Genomic DNA, 18,389 nt, shown 5'->3' on the forward strand with positions numbered 1-18,389 from the left:
TTGCCGTCAAGCGCATATGCGTTCGCTTTTTGTGAGAAAAACAGTCAATTTCATGCATTCATTTTTTTGAGTCGATTTGGCATGTATAGTTTCAAAAATCCTCCGGTAAAAATGAAGTAGCCACCAGCAGTCAGTGCCCATTGACTCATTGTCGTCAATGTGAAGCACTCAATCACTGCAAAGATCAATGCCGCAAAAAATAACAGCAGCGCCAACACTTTTTTCATAGCCTCATTTTTTTGTTCTGCTTGTATTGGGTACAAGTGGGTCAAGACCATGTATTGAAATTCATTGGCCAATGGAAGCAGTTGAAAGCCAATCAAATAAATAAATAGGCAACCAACCGCCAAACTGATCCAAGCTTCCTGAACAAAACAAAGGATACCTGCAGCAATCACTGTTAATCGGACATACAGTCCCCCATATTGCCCCCCTCGTACCAGGCGTCGAAGATAGAGATAAAGATAGGTATTCTTATGGACTTTCGGTACCCAATGCAACGCCCAATCCAAATATTTCCTGCGTTTGGCTTGCGCCGTGATTTGCGGCACATCCGTAAACAGATTGATAAACCGATAGATTCGGTGCAGCCTTGTTTGTTCTTCCTGAATCATCTCATCCCATGACAACAATTGCTGAGGTACTTTCAAAACAAGACCAAACCAAAGCACTTGCCCAACCGCCAACAACAGCCCAATCCAAGGCGAAAACCATAAACTGCTGCTGATCGATGCAACAACTACCAGCACCCAAATGATGCGTTGGCGTTTGCATCGGGAAGAAGTATCTTGATACAGATGGAGCCGTTGTAGATATAAATCGCTGGTTTTTAACAGCCACATCATGAGTACATATAAAGGAAAGTAAGAAAAAGGAACTGCAACAGACACCACGATCAGTGGCATTGAAGCGCCGACAACCAAAAAAAGCACGCCAAATGGCAACCACAAGGAATACCGCAATGCCCGTTTCAAATAGGCAGTCATTTGACTTTCTTTCGCCAATAAAAAAATCAAATCAGCAGGTTTCGTTAACGTAGCCAAACGACCAATTGGCAACACACTCACCCACAAAAGCAAAACAATCCAGCCACCGAGTCTAAACGGCTGAGGCAATGTTTTCAGTAACTCAGAATAGTACAACCCTAATCCACCGACTAAAAACGTACAAATCAAGGCAAAATGGTCATTGAAGACATAACGCAAATACCGCATCATGTGTTTTTGGTGCCGCTGCAAACGTTGAGAAAAGAAATCTGCCATATTTTATTGCTCCTTTGTCAGCGCTAGATATAAATCATCTAGTGAAGCGTCAGGGGTGTGAAACTCTGCTTGCAATTGTGCCAGTGTGCCTTGCGCACGAATCTCGCCATTGTGAAGCAGGATGAACTTATCGCAATATTTTTCTGCAGTAGCTAAAATATGGGTCGACATTAAAATCGCAGCACCTGATTGCTTCATTTCATTCATTAATTCTAATAACGCATTGATAGCCAATGGATCTAAGCCCAAAAAAGGTTCATCAATGATGTATACACTTGGCTCAATCAAAAAAGCACACAGAACCATGACTTTTTGCTTCATCCCTTTAGAAAAATTGGCAGGAAACCAGTCAAGTTTATTGTCTAAACGAAACGTTTTAAGCAAACGTGCAGCCCGCGCCATTGCTTCTTCTTGCGGTAAGTCGTAAGCCATCGCCGTGACTTCAATATGTTCTCTTAAAGTTAACTCTTCATATAAAGAAGGTGTTTCTGGGATATAGCCAATTTTTTTGCGGTATGCCTCAGGCTGTTCTTTTAAAGTCAGACCATCAATGGTGATTTTGCCGCTATGAGGTTGCAACAGACCAATGATTTCTTTGATCGTGGTGCTTTTTCCCGCACCGTTCAAGCCAATCAATCCCACCATTTCACCATTTTCGATCGTAAAATCAATATTTTTCAATACTGGCAGTTGATGATAGCCGCCAGTCACATTTGCTACTTGTAATGTCATTCGTTTATCCTCCGTTTTGCCAATTATACCACGCCTTGACAATTGCAGTATCGGTTCACCTATTCAAAGCGGTTGGTAATCTGTAATGTATAGGCTTGTTCGCCAACAATCAATTCTTCAGTAGCCAAGTCTTGGCTGCCAAAGCGATCTTGCCAGAGCTGATTTTCCGCAGCTGGATATACCACCAATTGGATCGCTCCAGCTGCTAGACGCGTGGTGAAGGCTTGGACTGCGGCTGGTTCATCATAAGAAACCATATTGATCGTCAATGTGTCTTCATCGATATTTTGCGCCTTAGCCCATTGTGTGACAGCTGTCGTCAAAGCACTTTGAGTATCTTGCGCTAATGCACTTTCTGAAACAATGGCGGCAGTAACTACTTCTTCTTTCGGTCTAGTGACTGAATAGATCAATGATCCGCAAACAGCGATGATCAAGATACCCGCGATCAGCCACTCTTTGTATGCATATGCCAGATAGCGTACTTTCTCAGGGACAGTTTTCTTTTGTTGCAGCGTTTTTTTTATGATTGGTTTCATCAAATCCTACTTTCCGACTAGTTATTAGCTTTAAGTCTAGGGATGTCAGAATTGAAATGCAAGCGTTTATCGTGAAGTTTTTTATATTTTTTTCCGAAACACGCTATCTTTTAGACATGAGGTGCCTGCTTTTGCGATTTGTGAATGAAATCTGACGAAAGCTAGTCAAATATGGTAAAGTAAGAAGAATAGATAAAGGAGGTTCTTTCAATGGACAATTGTATTTTTTGTAAAATCAGCCAAAAGGAGATTCCTAGTCACACAGTGTACGAAGATGATGTTGTATACGCTTTTTTGGATATTTCTCAAGTCACCCCAGGACACACCCTTGTGATTCCTAAGACCCATGTAATGGATATCTTTGCATTTGACGACACTTTAGCAGCAGATGTATTCGCACGTATCCCTAAAATCGCTCGAGCGATCGAACAGGCTTTTCCTGAGATCGAAGGCTTGAATATCGTCAACAACAATAAAGAACTCGCCTATCAATCTGTGTTTCATTCCCATATCCATCTGATTCCTCGTTATAGCAAAGAAGATGACTTCTCGATGCATTTTGGCAATCACACAGAAGACTATACGCCTGAAGCATTAGCTGTTATCGCTGAAAAAATCAGAAAGCAGGTGCGTTAAATGATTGGTAATTTCATTAAAGGTTTATTCTTTGGTTCATTAGCTGGTGGTTTAGGCGGCCTTTTATTTGCGCCAAAAAGCGGCCATGAAACCCGCGAACAGATGATGCGTTATCTTGATGAAACCACAGAAGCTACCCTTGAATTCAATGACAGTGTCAAAAATTTAAAAGACGCTGTGATGGTCACCCGAAAAACGATTGATGAAACAATCCCCGTAGTGACAGAATCCTTCACCAAAGATTTAGCAACTTTTAAATTTCAAGCCCAACCACGGATCGAGCGAATCAAAGACCAGCTTGAACAACTCAATCAACATGTAACGACGATCCAAGCCAAATCAGCGGACGAAGAATAGCTGTTAGAAACATTGTAGTTTTTATGAATTTTGTTTGAAACATCTACGGTTTTCTTTCCAACCATTTATAGAAGTGGTATAGTAAGAGCTGTGATTATTTAGAATTTTGAAGAAATAGGAGTGCTTACTAGGATGAAGAAAAAATTGATCTTAGCAGCCGTCAGTGCAATGAGCCTTTTTGCCTTAGCTGCTTGCGGAAGTTCCAGTGAAGAAATTGCAACAATGAAAGGTGGCAAAATCACCGTTCAAGATTTTTATGATGAAGCCAAAACAGATTCAACCAACCAAAGTTTGATTCGTCAGTTGATTGTGTTAAAAGTATTTGATGAAAAATATGGTGACAAAGTAACTGATGACATGATCGATGAACAATTCAATTCAACTGCTGAACAATATGGCGGCAGCGACACCTTTGAATCAGCATTAGAATCTGCTGGCTATACGACTAAATCTTACCGTGAACAAATCAAACAACAATTGTCATTGCAAGAAGGCTTAAAAGCCAATATGGATATCACGGATGAAGACATGAAAACCGCTTGGGATTCTTTCCATCCTGAAGTAGAAGCACAAATCATCAAAGTGGCAAGTGAAGATGACGCCAACGATGTTTTAGATGAAGTGAAAAAAGATGACGCTGATTTCGGAGAAATTGCAAAAGACAAGTCAACAGACACAGCAACTGCTGAAGATGGTGGGACGATCAAATTTGATTCAACATCAACTACTGTTCCGACAGAAGTCAAAACAGCCGCCTTTGCTTTAAAAGATGGTGAAATCTCAGATGTGATCTCAGCAACAGATACATCAACCTATACAACAAGCTACTATGTTGTCAAGATGGTGAAAACCCAAGACAAAGGCAATGATATGGATAAATACAAAGATGAATTGACAGAAATCGCCCAAAACACTTTGTTAAATGATTCAACATTCGTTGCTTCAACAATCGGTACCGAATTACAAGCTGCTAATGTAAAAATGAAAGATTCCGATCTTGCTGATCTTCTTTCTGATTACATCACAGCTGCCGACACAGAAGATTCCACAGCTGATTCTTCTGCAACTGATTCTACAGACAGTGACGCAGCAACTGATTCAACTGCTGAATCTACTGCTACAAGCGAAAGTACAACCGATTCTTCTGCGGAATAAACAATATAAGGTGTATCCACTTTTGAGTGGATACACCTTTTTTGATGGGAAATAATGACCTGTGCAGTTTTTTATATGGCTTGTTTCCTACAAGAATCATAACAAAAGAGGCAACGATCATCCAATCACGTTGCCTCCCCAAAATCTCTATTCGCATCACTTTTAGTTGACTGATTCTTTACTCATATTTGCTGTTACTTTTTCATCGATACGCAAGAATGGCATATAGATAAACACACTCACTGCAATAATGGCAATTTGCAATACTGCAGCGCGCCAATCGCCTCCAGTTGCTAAGAATCCTGAAATAACAGGCGGTGTAGTCCAAGGAATTTGTACGACAACATGATTGATCAGACCAACTGCTGTTGCAAAGTATGCGACCGTCAAAGAAAATATTGGTGCCAACACAAATGGAATGATCAAGCTAATATTAAACACGATCGGCAAACCGAAGATAATGGGTTCACTGATGTTAAATATTGCAGGTGTTACAGAAAGTTTCGCAAAATCCTTATAATCTTTTCGACGACTAAAGATAAAAATAGCGATCAATAAAGCAATCGTATTTCCAGAACCACCCATGACTGCAAATGTATCTTTGAATGCCATATTGATGATGTGGGGTATTTCTTCTTTGTTCGCATATGCTGCCATATTTTCTTGCATATTTTGCAATAAGAATGGATCCAAAAGAGAGCCAGAAATGACCGCTTGGTGAATCCCAAAACCAAAAAACAAGTTAGCAATCGACGTAATCAATAAGAATCCTGGCAATCCAGTTGTAATTTTGCTTAATGGACCTGTGATGACCGTTGTGATCAATGTATTGACATCCATATTGAACAATTGATTGATCGCAAAAGAACCGATCGCAAATGTTGTCACAGTAATCATGATTGGAATCAGCACATTGAACGATTTCAAAACTGCTGGTGGAATATTTCCCGACAGTTGAATTTGCAATTTTTTATTGTTAGACAGTTTGATAAACAATTCTGTTGCCGCTAATCCTACAAAGATCCCTACAAACATACCTGATGCCCCTGTATGCGTAACAGGAATAACGCCGCTGACTTCAAGTGCTTCCTGGCTACCTTCTGGTGTAAAGAGCGTCATCATAGGCGTCAATACGATAAATGTCGATATAGCGACTAATACTGCAGCGATTTGATTGGTATAATTTCTGCTAACACACATATGATAAGATACCGCTGCGACAACCAACAATGTCGTGATACTCAATGTTCCGTTACTAATAGATGTTCCTATTTCTTGAATTTTTGTTAACGTTTCTGGATCAATGATTTTTCCCATAAATCCTGTCGGTTCCAAAATCACATAATTGATCAATGTGACAAATCCCGCCAACATCATAAATGGCATAAAAGTTGCAAATGCATCACGAAGCGTTCGCAAATGGATTTGATTTCCTAACTTTGTTGCAACGATACCGAATTTTTCAAATATAGCATCTTTTTTACTCATAGCACACTCAATCTCCTTTATTTGGTTGTAAGCGATTGCTTATGACATGATAATACACTACCTTTCTTTTAAAGTAAATACCTTTTCATAAAATTATATATCTTTTTTGAGAGTAAAAAAAAATCAACGCGAAAGTTGATTCTTATTTCTCCACAAATACTGCTTCAAAGACAAAATCTTGATACAAATGACGAGACAATGAATATTCAAATGGAATACCTGAGGACAATGACACAACTTTGTCTACTTCGATCATGAATGCACCTGGTTCGATCGATAAAACTTCAGCGTCAAAGTCATTCGCTGTATCTCCTTTGATCCATATATGAGATGACTTGATTTCTAGCCCTAACTCACCTGAGATGTACCCGTAAACTGAACGTTTCAAATGTTTGGGTTCCAATCCAGGAATAACTGAAAGCGGCATAAAGGTTTGCTCGATTGAATAAGGCGCCGCATCAATAAATCGGCTGCGAATGATATTATAAACATATTCTTTAGGATCGATGTCTAAAATATGAGCGACTTCATTCGTAGGCAATTCAATAGAAAACGTATGAATTTCAGAAGTGACGTGCTCTTCACCTACCAAATCAAATAAGCCTTCATTCGGCCCAAAAACTTTTGAATTATCGATGGGGGTGCGCAGCACTTCTGTCCCATACCCACTTCTCGTGTGCAGCAGGCCTTCTGATACAAGCATATCGATTCCTTTTTTGACTGTTAATTTACTTGCTTGGTATTTTTGTGCCAATACATCGCCGGGGGGCAGCTTTTCTCCAATCGAATAAGTGCCATTTGCAATTTTTTTCTTAATATCTGTATATACTTCGATATATTTGGGTTGTTTCTTCATTATTCAAACTCCTTTTCAATAAACAATCATACCCCTACTTTATCATAAAGAAGTAAGTTTAGGCTACTAAAAATATACATCCTTTCAAAAGATATATAATTTTAAATAAAGCTATTTACTTTTACATGTAAGCGATGTTACACTATTGACATCGAGTAGGAGGGAAACAACATGACAAAAGAGACACAACTACTATTTCCAAAAGATTTTTGGTGGGGCTCAGCTTGGTCCGCAGAACAAGCTGAAGGGCGTGGCGAAACTGGAAAAGCAGAAACCGTTTGGGAAAGATGGTTCACCGAACAACCCAATCGCTTTTACAAAAGAATCGGCCCTGAAACCACAACAGATCATATTCATCGCTATCACGAAGATATCCAGCTAATGAAACAAACTGGACACAATTCATTTCGTGTATCTATCTCATGGGCACGCATGTTTCCAAATGATGGAATCGGCGAACCAAATAAGAAAGCCATCGCTTTTTATCGCGATTTATTTACTGAAATGAATAACAATGGCATCAAAGTATTTGCGAACCTCTATCATTTTGATATGCCAGCAAAATTACAAGATCAAGGTGGCTGGGAATCTAGAGCTGTTGTTGACGCTTATGTTCGTTTTGCTGATACCTGTTTCCAATATTTTGGGGATTTGGTTTATCATTGGTTTACTTTCAATGAACCTTTGGGACCAATCTTAGGTTCTTACCTTGAGGATTTTCATTACCCTAATTTGATTGATTTTAAAAGAGGGGCACAGGCTGCTTTCTTTACGATCTTGGCACACGCAAAAGCAATCGAAGCCTTCAAAAAGCACCAACTAACGAGCAAAATCGGGGTCATTCTTAATCTGAGTCCTACTTTTCCTCGAAGCCAAAATCCTGCCGATGTGCAAGCAGCTGAAATTGCAGATTTATTTTATACACGAAGCTTTCTCGATCCTATGGTCAAAGGTGTTTTTCCAGAGAAATTGATTGACCTGCTAAAAACCTATGATCAATTGCCTGCAGACTATCAAACGGATGATCTAGCCATCATCAAAGAACATACTGCTCAAATTTTAGGTCTGAACTATTATGAACCACGACGGGTCAAAGCGCGTTTGACTGCCATCAATCAGGATGGACCTTTCTTACCAGAGTGGTTCTTTGAACACCACGTCATGCCTGGCAGACGGATGAATGAATACCGCGGATGGGAAATTTACGAAAAAGGTATTTATGATCTATGTCTTGATATCAGAGACAACTATGGAAACATTGAAGCATTCATATCAGAAAATGGTATGGGCGTTGCTGATGAAGAACGATTTATGGATGATCAAGGACAAGTGATCGATGACTATCGCATCACTTTCATTCAAGACCACTTAGCGTATTTATGGCAAGCAATTCAAGACGGCTGCAACATCAAGGGCTATCATTTGTGGACATTTATCGATTGCTGGTCATGGATCAATTCTTACAAAAACCGCTACGGGCTTGTTTCATTGGATTTAGCAACACAAAAAAGAACAATCAAAAAAAGCGGCTTCTTCTATAAGACACTGAGTGAACAAAACGGCTTCTTATACGATACTGATTTATTGATTCGCTAAGGTCTAATTAAACGCCTAAAGAGACACAGTTCGTTCTCCTGTAAATGGAGCGGACTGTGCCTCTTTTTTATTGACGCATATCAAGGCGCATCAAAACTTGATTGGGACGGAAATTTTCTGATGCTTGATAGGTTAGTTTCCCCGATTCGATCGTATATAGATTATAGCCATATCTTTCTTCAAAGCGAACGATTCCTGCTCCTTCATCTTCTCCCACAAAGGACATACTAGCAACTGTGAAATAAGGAATCCCTCTAATCGTTCCTGTATAGGCATGATGCGTATGTCCACACAGGATGCCGCAAACAGAAAACTTGGCCAATAATTCAAGCAAGCGTTTTGCTCCTGGCCATGCAGCTGTATCGGCTTGACCGTCCAGCAAATGATGGTGGGTCACAAAAAGGATTGGCTTTGCTTGGGTCTGAACAAGCGTTTCTTCTAACCATAAAAATTGCTGCTCATCAATGATACCATCAGAAGAGCCATGACAAGAATTATCGAAAGCAACGATGTAAAAAGAGTCTGCATCATACACAGTATTATACGGCAATGAATCACGTGAACCTGCGAACCATCCTTGTCTAAAATGTTCTTTGATGTCATGGTTTCCTAGAGTGACTATCATGGGGATGTCACCAATCAATTGTTGGATTTTTTGCTTGAGATGCGCATAGTCCGCCGGACACCCATCTTCTGTTAAATCACCACTGATAATCAGCAAATCGATCCTCATTTTTTCTTGTGCGCGTTCAATACAAGCAGTCAAGGGAATCAAAGGATTTCTCATACGTCCAAGCATGCCTAGATATCCTTCAGTTTGTGTTGCATAATGCTTGCGATAATGAATGTCTGAAACATGTAATATATTCATAAGCTCATCTCAATTTCTTTCTAATTATACCGGTCAATTGATCCAATAAAAAGACGGTTACGACAACGCCAAGTAAGATAATACTCACTTTGCTCCATGACCTGGTTTGAATAGCAAAAATCAACGGTGCACCGATACCTCCAGCACCTACTAATCCTAGAGTCGCTGCACTCCGAACCGCAATCTCAAAATGGTTAAGTGCAAATGAACTATAAATAGGGGCTAAATAAGGCACGCGAACAAAGAACATTGTTTGCCAAAAATTGCCTCCCACTGCTTGTACTTCCTCTATCAAGTGGTCGTTCATCGATTCCATTTCTTCCGTAAATAGTTTGCCCAGCATGCCAACTTGATGGACACCGATGGCCATTACTCCTGCAAAAGGTCCTGGTCCTACAATTTTCACAAAGATGATGGCATACACCAGTTCAGGAAAAGCCCTTAAGATATTACAGAACGTTTTGCCAAATTTAGCTACCCATGGTGCACTTTGCCAAAGATTGGCAGCACTGATCAATGTGATCGGAATTGCGCATATAGTCGCAATCATTGTACCTAAACAAGCAATCGCCAATGTAAGCAATAGCAAACTAAACAAATCTTCCCCACTGCCGTCATAAAAGAATGCCCAATCTGGTTGGCTCAACCCTCGAATAACTTCTTGACCCAAAGTAAGAGAGAAGGTGCTCAAGCTAGAATAGTCTAAGGTCATCATCGCAAAGAGAAATAATAATACAAACAAACAGCTCCAAGCCCAAGTCGTTTTTTTGACTTCTTTCAATATCATAGAAAGGACCTCCTGACCCGTTCACTGCAAAAATCAACGACCGCAACTGTCACCAAAATCATGATAATGATCATCGATACACGTTCGTAGTTTAATAATGCCAATGATGCATTCAAAATCACACCGATTCCTCCCGCACCTACGTATCCTAGGACAGTTGACGCACGTACATTTACCTCAAATGCATAAAAAGTATAACTTGCAAATTGACTCATTACTTGAGGCAAAATGGCATAGACTGTGATTTGCCATTTATTGGCACCGACCGCTGCCGCAGCTTCGATTGGTGCATGATCAATTGTTTCGATTGCTTGAAACATCAATTGAGAGACCATCCCAAAAGTAAATACGGCAATCGTCAACACACCAGTAGCTTCACCAATACCAATGATCGCGACGAATAGAGCAGCCAGCAAAAGATTCGGTACCGTACGTATCAATCCTAAAAGAAAGCGAAACACCAAAGAAAGCAGCCGATTTTCAGTAACCACTGTTGTTGCCAATAAACTAAAAGGCAACGCTGCAGCCACGCCGATCACAGTACCTAAAAAAGACATTTGCAACGTCTTGACCAAGGGGAGGAGCAGCTTAGGAAGATAGTGAACATCTGGGTGTAAAAACCGTGAAAAGAATGCCGTCATTTGATTGCTATTTGTCCATATTTTCGTAAAATCAGCCCCTGTGACCCACGCGCTGCTTTGAAAACACAACAACAAGAATGCCAAAAGCAATAGATGCTTATACAAATTAAAGTGAACTGTATCTCTTAATTTCAAAGATTTCGCCCACTTTCTTCAAAAATAGCTTTGCCATATATTTGTTCAAGACGCTCGTCTGTCAAAGCTTCTGGTGTACCATCAAAAACAACAGACCCAGCTTTCAGTGCAATCACTCTTGTTGCATAGGTTCTAGCCAACGGGATCGAATGCAGATTGATCACAATCGTTTTTGCCATTGTTTGATTGATTTGTTGTAAGTCACGCATGACCTTTTCTGTTGTGATTGGGTCAAGAGAAGCCACAGGCTCATCTGCTAAAATAATTGGGGCTTGCTGCACCAGCGCTCGAGCAATCAATACCCGTTGTTGTTGTCCACCGCTAAGCTGATCACTGCGTGTTTGCAGCTTATCTGATAGGCCTACAGAAGCTAATGCTGTCTGTGTATGTTGATAATCTTCAGGTGTAAACAGGCCCAAAATGCTCTTCCACGTGTTGTAATATCCCAATCTCCCTGATAATACATTTTTCTGAACCGTGCTGCGTTTGACCAGATTGAATTGCTGAGATATCAAGCCGATTTGCCGGCGAATCAGACGCAGTTCTTTCTTATTTGCTTTGGTCACTGACTGTTCGTTGATACGAATGTCCCCTTCAGTGATAGGTACTAACCTATTGATCGCCCGTAGCAGGGTGCTCTTACCTGCACCACTTAATCCGATGATTGCTACAAACTCTCCTTGTGCTATCGTAAAATGGATATCTGTTAATCCTTGTACACCATTTGGGTAGGTTTTTGATACGTGATCAAATGTTATCATTTTTTATTCTCCATCTATGTAAAGATAGCCCCTCTGACTATGGGCCTATCTTCTGATTTCATTCACCATTTCATAAGGAAACATACTTGATGATTATTACTCAGCAGCTTTTTTTGTATACGCACGAATCGTGTCATATGCAGCGTCTGCGGCCTCTTCATAACCTTGATGTCCCCATAATGCCATCGCTTCTGCACCTTCTTCATCATCCGCCATATTCAAGAAGACTGTTTTGATTTCTGATTTCAGCGTATCATCCATCGTTGGTTGGACTGCGATCGCATCATTCGGAATATCTCCTTCTGTCAAATACAACACTTTCAATTCAGTAAACAGATCATTATCGGCAAAACTTGATGCAAATACATTCCGTGCACCTTCAAAAACAAACGCAGCATCCATCTGCCCATTTAAGACTGCTGTGATCTCACTTGGAATATCATTGACTGTTGTCAGCGTCGCATCTGTCGTCGGATCAACACTCGCATCTTTCATTTCTGCTACTGGATAAATATAGCCACTGGCAGAATTTGGACTTAAGGTCGCTATTTTTTTCCCTTTTAAATCAGTCAACTTATTGAGCCCACTGTCTGCTCGAACCAAAATCTCACCTTTAAACGTATTGGTTTTCTCTCCTTCAAGGGGGAGTCCTGTCTCTTGATCATACTCACCTAATTGCGAAGTCAAAATCGCTTCAGCTGCATCCATATCTTTGGCTTGTACATAGGCCGCTGGAGGCATGATTCCAAGATCTACTTGCCCTGAACCCATCGCTTCAACAATCGTTGAGTAATCTGTCGCTAGCGTCACTTCAACTTCACGATTTAATTTTTTAGATAAATACGCAGCAAATGGTTTGGCTTTTGCTTCCATTGTGCCATCATTGTTGGTTGGCACAAATTGAACAACTAATTTCTCATTCTCTGCAGTTTGCTGATCCTTGCCGCTGCTGCAGCCACCTAAAAGCAACACTAAACCCATCGCAACAAGCCCTTTAGTTAAATTTCGTATGAACATGTATTTCCCTCCTATTGGTTGACACTTGGTTACCTGTAAATCATAGCAATTTTTGTACAAGATGGAAGTGACACATGTCCTATTTTACCTTAAATTTACATACATTTTACATAAAAAAATATTTATCGTTCGTGTTGAGTCTCCAGAATAACTACGTTATACTAGGGAAAACGACTTAGGAGGTACTTATGATGAAAACAATACAAGACAATCAGCGTCTTTCAACATACATTGAAACCTTCGACTTGCAAGATTACATGGACAATGATTTACTGTCGATGGCCACTTTACAGCTATTTGAGAAAGAAGAACATTTGATACGTGCAGAAACCCCATCAGAATACCTTTATTTCTTAGTAGAAGGGACGGTGATGGTGTATTCCTTCTCCTCGGATACCCAAACGATTTGTATCGATTATGCCCAACCAGCCGCACCTCTGGGGGAAGCCTCCTCTCTTTGGGAATTAGTGCCTAAGAGCAGCGTCAAAGCAGCATCTTCTTGTATTTGCGTGTCTATCCCTTTAAAACGTTATCGTGCTACGCTGCAACAGGATGTTCGGTTTTTACAAACTGTCTGTCAGTTATTAAGTTATCGTTTAAACGCTGGCATCAACTTAGCAAACTCGTTGACGACCCCTGTTGAAACCCGCTTAGCAAAATTCATGTTAGATAATCAAGAAAACCAGCATTTCACCTTTCAACTGACTACTTGTGCAGCCATTTTAAATGTCAGCTATCGACATCTTTTACGAACTGTCACAAATTTTCGTGAAGATAAATTGATTGAAAAAGATAGAAAAGGCTACACCTTATTGAATATCCCCGCGCTAACAGCTTTGGCCGAAAACCTTAGTTATACATAAATAAGCCGACCGCGATATAGACTGCTACCAACACTTGATTCGTAGCCAGTCAACACCGCAGTCGACTTTTATTTTATGCCCACATAAAAAAACAGTCAGCATCTGTGCATATCTTTATGTCTGTTCAAACGTCCTTGCTACACGCCTGCTTTTCACCCTTGTATCCCAAACTTCAACCAATTGACTTTGTACTCAAAATCTTGGAGCAATGCTTCCGCCGTCCATTGATTGGCATAGGCATCCGTCAAACTATCAATAACCAACTTCATAGAGAAATACAAGAAGCTCATCGCTTCGGCTTCCCCATTGATGTTGAAATGATTGGCAGATAATATTTTTTGCCAAGCCTCAGCACCATGGGGTTCTGCACTGCGATAGGAAAATAAATAACTGTTTTGTGTCAAGAGTTGTAATTCTTTGTAGGCATCAGAGGAATGCTCATATGCCAAAGCTTCCGTTAAAAAAACAGCCAAACCTGCAAAGAAATCATCATGGTGTTGCCCGATTCTTTGTAAAATACGGCCATGAATCTTGTTGGCAGCATCTTTGATCAAATAATCGTAGGCATCATTTAGATCTTCAAAATACTTATAAAAAATTCCCCGTGACATCTGCAAATCATGCACGATCTCACTGACTTTCACTTGACTCAATGGTTGTTTGGCAAAGACTTGCAGCAATACACTGCGGACGAACGCTTTTTTTTCTGGGGGCAAATGATGAAAGGTCGATTTTGGCATACTGTTGACCTCCTATTTCGTTTTTTAAAATTATAGCACAAAAAAAGAAAACAAATACGGTGACAAAGTGTCACCGTAGGTGTATGATACATTTTGAAAGGAGAGATCAACTATGTATCTAGCGTGGAAAGAAATACGCTATGCCAAGTTACGGTATAGTTTGATCATTGGCATCATGCTCCTCGTGGCGTATGTTGTCTTTATGTTATCAGGACTAGCGAATGGTTTATCAGATGGCCATAAGAAAGCAGTCAGTGATTGGGGGGCATCTTCGATCATTTTATCAGAGGATAGCAACAAGGTTGCCAGCGCATCGATTCTCACACAAGGCGACTTGGATCGTGTTACAGCAAAAGACAAAGCTGCCGTTGGTATCACTGCCTCGGCGATTTCTCATAAAAACGATTCCGGTAAAACCAATATTTCAATTTTTGGCGCCAAGCCAAATAGTTTTGTTGTACCAAAAATCATCGATGGACGTATCTATCAAGCGGACAACGAAATCATTGTCTCTGAAAATTTACTGACAGATGATTTCAACCTAGGGGATCAAGTCCTTTTAGGCAGCAGCGATGACGTCTTTACGATCGTAGGAATCACCAAAGCAACAACATACAGCGTGGTGCCGGTTCTTTACCTCAATCTGGATGCCTATGCCCAACTAAAATATGGTGGTCAATCATCCACTGAAGATAGTCAAAAACCAATCACATTGATTGCCACAAAATCGGACACTTCAGCGATTACCCTTAAAAATGAGGATGAAACAACCAAATTAACTGCGCTGAGCATGAATGATTTCATTCAAAATCTACCTGGCTATGCCGCAGAAAAATTAACTTTGAATGCGATGATCTACTTCTTATTCATTGTTGTCGCAGCAGTTATTGGTATCTTTTTGTATGTGATGACTCTGCAAAAAACCACTCTTTTTGGCATCTTGAAGGCCCAAGGCGTGGCCACAAGCTACTTGGTACGTTCCATCATTGGGCAATCCTTGATCGTCAGTATGGCAGGGGTTGTACTGGCCTACCTGCTAAGCTATTTGACGCGTTTTGTGTTACCTGCAGCGATGCCTTTCACAGTCGATATGGCACAATGGACACTCTACGGCGTGATATTGATTCTCGTATCGATGATTGGCAGTCTTTTTTCCATTCGAACCGTGACAAAAGTTGACCCCATAACAGCGATAGGAGGCGAATAAGATGACAACAGTCTTATCTATGCATGGCATTATCAAACGCTTCGGCACAGGACATACTGAAGTCACAGCTTTAAAAGGCATTGACTTTGAGGTCCAAGCGGGTGAGTTTATTAGTATCGTCGGTCCTTCTGGTTCAGGGAAAAGTACCTTCTTGACGATAGCAGGCGGATTGCAAAACCCAACAGCGGGCACGATCACGATCGGCAAACGCGCCTTTACCGATTTGTCAGGAACACAACGATCAAAAGCCCGATTTGAAGAAATCGGTTTTATCTTGCAAAGCGCAAATTTGGTGCCCTTTTTAACCGTCCGAGAACAGTTCGTTTTTGTCGATAAACTAAACAAAAGTCACGAAGAAGCCAAAACCGCAGACTTGCTTCGCTCTCTTGATATTTGGGCGCTAAGAGATAAATTTCCCAAAGAACTTTCTGGGGGCGAACGGCAGCGGGTTGCGATTGCCCGAGCACTATGCAACGATCCTGCCATCATCTTGGCAGATGAACCGACAGCAAGTTTAGACTCCGACCACGCCTTTGAAGTCGTTCAGTTGTTGGCTAAAGAGGCTCATGAAAAGCAAAAAGCGATCATCATGGTCACCCATGACCCCCGGATGACCCAATGGAGTGATCGAATTTATCGGATGAAAGATGGTTTGCTGCAAGAAGAAGCATAGTTTTATGGCGCACGATTCCCTATACAGCAAAACTGCCGCAAAAAGAATTTGTATCCTCTTTTTGCAGCAGTTTTGTTTTATTTCACGATTGCCAAGAAATCTTCTCCATGCAATACATCACTTTGATTCATGTCTAATACATCTAAATAGTTGGGGGTATTGGTGACAACAATGGGGGTTACGGTTGAAAAACCTGCATTTTTGATGACATCTAAATCAAACTTCACCAATAAATCACCACGTTTGACTTGATCATCTTGTTTAACGAACGTATCAAATCCTTTGCCTTCCAACTCAACTGTATCCATTCCAATGTGCATCAAGATTTCCGCACCATCTGTGGTCGTTAAGCCAACTGCATGGCCTGTTGGGAATAGTGTCGTGATCGTACCATCCGCGGGTGCATATAATGCGCCGACAGCAGGTTCGATCGCTACCCCTTTACCCAGTGCACCGGATGAAAAAACTTGATCTTTCACTTCAGCTAAGGGCACGATTTTCCCTTCTAACGGACTACTCAAGACGATTCGTTCGGCACTGTTGGTTGTCATTGGTGTTGCGGGTGCATCTGATGTTTTGGCTGGCACCATTTCTGGTTTGTCTTCAAAGCGTAACACAAAGGTCAAGACAAAGGCTGCGATAAACGCAATCGCCGTACCGATCGATGCAGCGATCAAACCACTTAAATCTTTGGTATCTTGAGGAATGAATGAAGGTAAGCTCAAGACACTGACTAACCCAAACGTATAGTTTTGCACCTGACTAAAACCAATAAATGCGCCACCGATCGCACCACTGATACAAGCAGCAATAAATGGTTTTTTCAATGGCAAGGTCACCCCATAAACGGTTGGTTCCGTGATCCCGAAGAATGCCGTGATCGTTGATGATAATGCCAATCCTTTTAATTTCACATTCTTAGTCATAAAGAAGACTGCCAAGGCCGCACCGCCTTGTGACACAACAGCTGGCAACAACATGGGCACCATTGTATCCACACCGCTTTGACTTAAATTCAACAACATGATCGGCACAAAACCCCAATGCATGCCGAACATCACAAATACTTGCCATAATCCTCCCATGACAGCCCCTGCCACCAGTGGACTAAAGTCATAGATACCTGAATAGGCACTGCCCAAAAGATTACCAAGAATCGTACCCAATGGGCCAACAACGATAAAGGTCAACGGGGCCATGATCAAGAAAACGGCCAATGGTACACAAATGATCTGCAAGAAACTAGGAATCACTTTTTTAAAGAAACGTTCAACATAGCTTTGCAGGAATACCGCCAAGATGATCGGAATCACAGATGATGTATATGCACTTGCTCCAATAATCACAGGAATACCAAAGAAGTGCAATGTTTGCCCAGCTAAGGCCGTGATATTTGGATGGACCAAGGCCATTCCTAAAGAAACGGCCAAAAATTCATTGGTTTTGAATTTCTTAGCGGCTGTAAAAGCTAACATAACTGGTAAATAAGTGAACAAGCCATCGGCAATCGCATATAAGACGGTGTATACACCAGACTCAGCGGTCAGCCAATTCAAGGTCAATGCCAAGGTCAGGAAACCTTTCAAGACCCCGGCTCCTGCCATCGCGCCTAAAAACGGCGTAAAAATAGATGAAATAATATCGATCAGCTGATTGAATATGTTGCCCTTTTCACCTGTAGCTTCAGCGGCACCATCAAAATTTGCTACCCCATTTAGTTCACGGTAAACATCACTGACATGACTACCAATCACCACTTGATACTGGCCGCCGCTTTGGACAACTTGAATCACATCATCGTCTTGATTCAAACCTGCTGTATCTGCTTTTTCTTCATCTTTCAATTTAAACCGCAATCGAGTGGCACAGTGGACCACACTATTGACATTTTCTTTGCCGCCGACTGCCGCTAATACGCGTTCAGCGATTTCTTTGTTTGTACTCATTTTCAACACTCCTTTTTTTGTATAAAAAAACCCAGATTGAAAAAACGACCATCAGCAAATAAACACTACTGACTGTTGTCTTTTCAATCTGGGTCTTGCCTGCCGAACAGTAACAATCCGTTAACGA

19 protein-coding genes are annotated in these 18,389 nt (G+C 41.0%); 7 read left to right on the plus strand and 12 right to left on the minus strand.

All coding sequences use genetic code 11. The features are described 5' to 3' along the window. Positions 1-50: 50 nt before the first annotated feature. The 3 genes from IGI41_RS13635 to IGI41_RS13645 are packed head-to-tail and all read right to left on the minus strand — an operon-like array spanning position 51 to position 2,533. Positions 51-1,262 (minus strand): ABC transporter permease, encoded by a 1,212-nt coding sequence (locus IGI41_RS13635; RefSeq protein WP_430610314.1) that lies wholly within the window; start codon positions 1,260-1,262, stop codon positions 51-53. Between the two features lie 3 nt (positions 1,263-1,265). Next, entirely contained in the window at positions 1,266-1,994 is a 729-nt protein-coding gene (locus IGI41_RS13640) for an ABC transporter ATP-binding protein (RefSeq protein ID WP_430610315.1), read from the minus strand. A 59-nt stretch (positions 1,995-2,053) separates the two neighbouring features. Continuing rightward, positions 2,054-2,533, minus strand: a complete 480-nt coding sequence (locus IGI41_RS13645; protein ID WP_430610316.1) for a hypothetical protein — start codon at positions 2,531-2,533, stop codon at positions 2,054-2,056. Between the two features lie 210 nt (positions 2,534-2,743). Between IGI41_RS13645 and IGI41_RS13650 the strand changes: the two genes are divergently transcribed. The 3 genes from IGI41_RS13650 (at position 2,744) to IGI41_RS13660 (ending at position 4,681) form a co-directional block, all read left to right on the plus strand. Then, on the plus strand, positions 2,744-3,169 hold the full coding sequence (locus IGI41_RS13650; RefSeq protein ID WP_430610318.1) for an HIT family protein: 426 nt from the start codon (positions 2,744-2,746) through the stop codon (positions 3,167-3,169). Further along, entirely contained in the window at positions 3,170-3,526 is a 357-nt protein-coding gene (locus tag IGI41_RS13655) for a YtxH domain-containing protein (protein WP_430610319.1), read from the plus strand. A gap of 132 nt (positions 3,527-3,658) precedes the next feature. Beyond that, entirely contained in the window at positions 3,659-4,681 is a 1,023-nt protein-coding gene (locus IGI41_RS13660; protein ID WP_430610320.1) for a peptidylprolyl isomerase, read from the plus strand. Between the two features lie 162 nt (positions 4,682-4,843). On the opposite strand, the gene IGI41_RS13665 is transcribed toward IGI41_RS13660, so the two are convergent. Continuing rightward, positions 4,844-6,169: a PTS sugar transporter subunit IIC gene (locus IGI41_RS13665; protein WP_430610321.1), complete on the minus strand. Its 1,326-nt coding sequence runs from the start codon at positions 6,167-6,169 to the stop codon at positions 4,844-4,846. A gap of 142 nt (positions 6,170-6,311) precedes the next feature. Then, entirely contained in the window at positions 6,312-7,025 is a 714-nt protein-coding gene (locus IGI41_RS13670) for a GntR family transcriptional regulator (protein WP_430610323.1), read from the minus strand. A 171-nt stretch (positions 7,026-7,196) separates the two neighbouring features. Here IGI41_RS13670 and IGI41_RS13675 point away from each other — a divergent pair, with 171 nt between their 5' ends. Further along, on the plus strand, positions 7,197-8,621 hold the full coding sequence (locus IGI41_RS13675; RefSeq protein WP_430610324.1) for a glycoside hydrolase family 1 protein: 1,425 nt from the start codon (positions 7,197-7,199) through the stop codon (positions 8,619-8,621). A gap of 67 nt (positions 8,622-8,688) precedes the next feature. On the opposite strand, the gene IGI41_RS13680 is transcribed toward IGI41_RS13675, so the two are convergent. The 5 genes from IGI41_RS13680 to IGI41_RS13700 form a co-directional block, all read right to left on the minus strand. Next, the gene (locus tag IGI41_RS13680; RefSeq protein WP_430610325.1) at positions 8,689-9,492 is read right to left on the minus strand and encodes a metallophosphoesterase family protein; all 804 of its coding nucleotides are present in this window, start codon (positions 9,490-9,492) and stop codon (positions 8,689-8,691) included. 4 nt (positions 9,493-9,496) lie between these two features. Next, positions 9,497-10,279, minus strand: coding sequence for a phosphonate ABC transporter, permease protein PhnE (gene phnE, locus IGI41_RS13685; protein ID WP_430610326.1), 783 nt, complete (start codon positions 10,277-10,279; stop codon positions 9,497-9,499). Then, complete coding sequence (gene phnE, locus IGI41_RS13690) at positions 10,276-11,055, minus strand: phosphonate ABC transporter, permease protein PhnE (RefSeq protein ID WP_430610327.1); 780 nt, start codon at positions 11,053-11,055, stop codon at positions 10,276-10,278. Before phnE (IGI41_RS13690) ends, phnE (IGI41_RS13685) begins: the two co-directional genes overlap by 4 nt. Further along, a complete protein-coding gene (phnC, locus tag IGI41_RS13695) occupies positions 11,052-11,816 on the minus strand; it encodes a phosphonate ABC transporter ATP-binding protein (RefSeq protein ID WP_430610328.1) in 765 nt (254 codons plus the stop codon). Before phnC ends, phnE (IGI41_RS13690) begins: the two co-directional genes overlap by 4 nt. A 96-nt stretch (positions 11,817-11,912) precedes the next feature. After that, entirely contained in the window at positions 11,913-12,833 is a 921-nt protein-coding gene (locus IGI41_RS13700) for a phosphate/phosphite/phosphonate ABC transporter substrate-binding protein (RefSeq protein ID WP_430610329.1), read from the minus strand. 191 nt (positions 12,834-13,024) lie between these two features. On the opposite strand from IGI41_RS13700, the gene IGI41_RS13705 reads away from it, so the two are divergent. Further along, positions 13,025-13,696 (plus strand): cyclic nucleotide-binding domain-containing protein, encoded by a 672-nt coding sequence (locus IGI41_RS13705; protein ID WP_430610330.1) that lies wholly within the window; start codon positions 13,025-13,027, stop codon positions 13,694-13,696. 152 nt (positions 13,697-13,848) lie between these two features. Here IGI41_RS13705 and IGI41_RS13710 read toward each other — a convergent pair whose 3' ends face one another. Further along, a complete protein-coding gene (locus tag IGI41_RS13710; protein WP_430610331.1) occupies positions 13,849-14,436 on the minus strand; it encodes a TetR/AcrR family transcriptional regulator in 588 nt (195 codons plus the stop codon). Between the two features lie 112 nt (positions 14,437-14,548). On the opposite strand from IGI41_RS13710, the gene IGI41_RS13715 reads away from it, so the two are divergent. Both IGI41_RS13715 and IGI41_RS13720 read left to right on the plus strand, forming a co-directional pair. Beyond that, positions 14,549-15,643, plus strand: coding sequence for an ABC transporter permease (locus IGI41_RS13715; protein WP_430610332.1), 1,095 nt, complete (start codon positions 14,549-14,551; stop codon positions 15,641-15,643). Between the two features lies 1 nt (position 15,644). Then, on the plus strand, positions 15,645-16,316 hold the full coding sequence (locus IGI41_RS13720) for an ABC transporter ATP-binding protein (protein ID WP_430610333.1): 672 nt from the start codon (positions 15,645-15,647) through the stop codon (positions 16,314-16,316). A 77-nt stretch (positions 16,317-16,393) separates the two neighbouring features. Here the strand turns inward: IGI41_RS13720 and IGI41_RS13725 are convergent, their stop codons facing one another. Then, entirely contained in the window at positions 16,394-18,262 is a 1,869-nt protein-coding gene (locus IGI41_RS13725; RefSeq protein WP_430610334.1) for a beta-glucoside-specific PTS transporter subunit IIABC, read from the minus strand. Positions 18,263-18,389: the final 127 nt, after the last annotated feature.

Source organism: Enterococcus sp. DIV0876 (assembly GCF_050529585.1).
Classification (GTDB): Bacteria; Bacillota; Bacilli; order Lactobacillales; family Enterococcaceae; genus Enterococcus_D.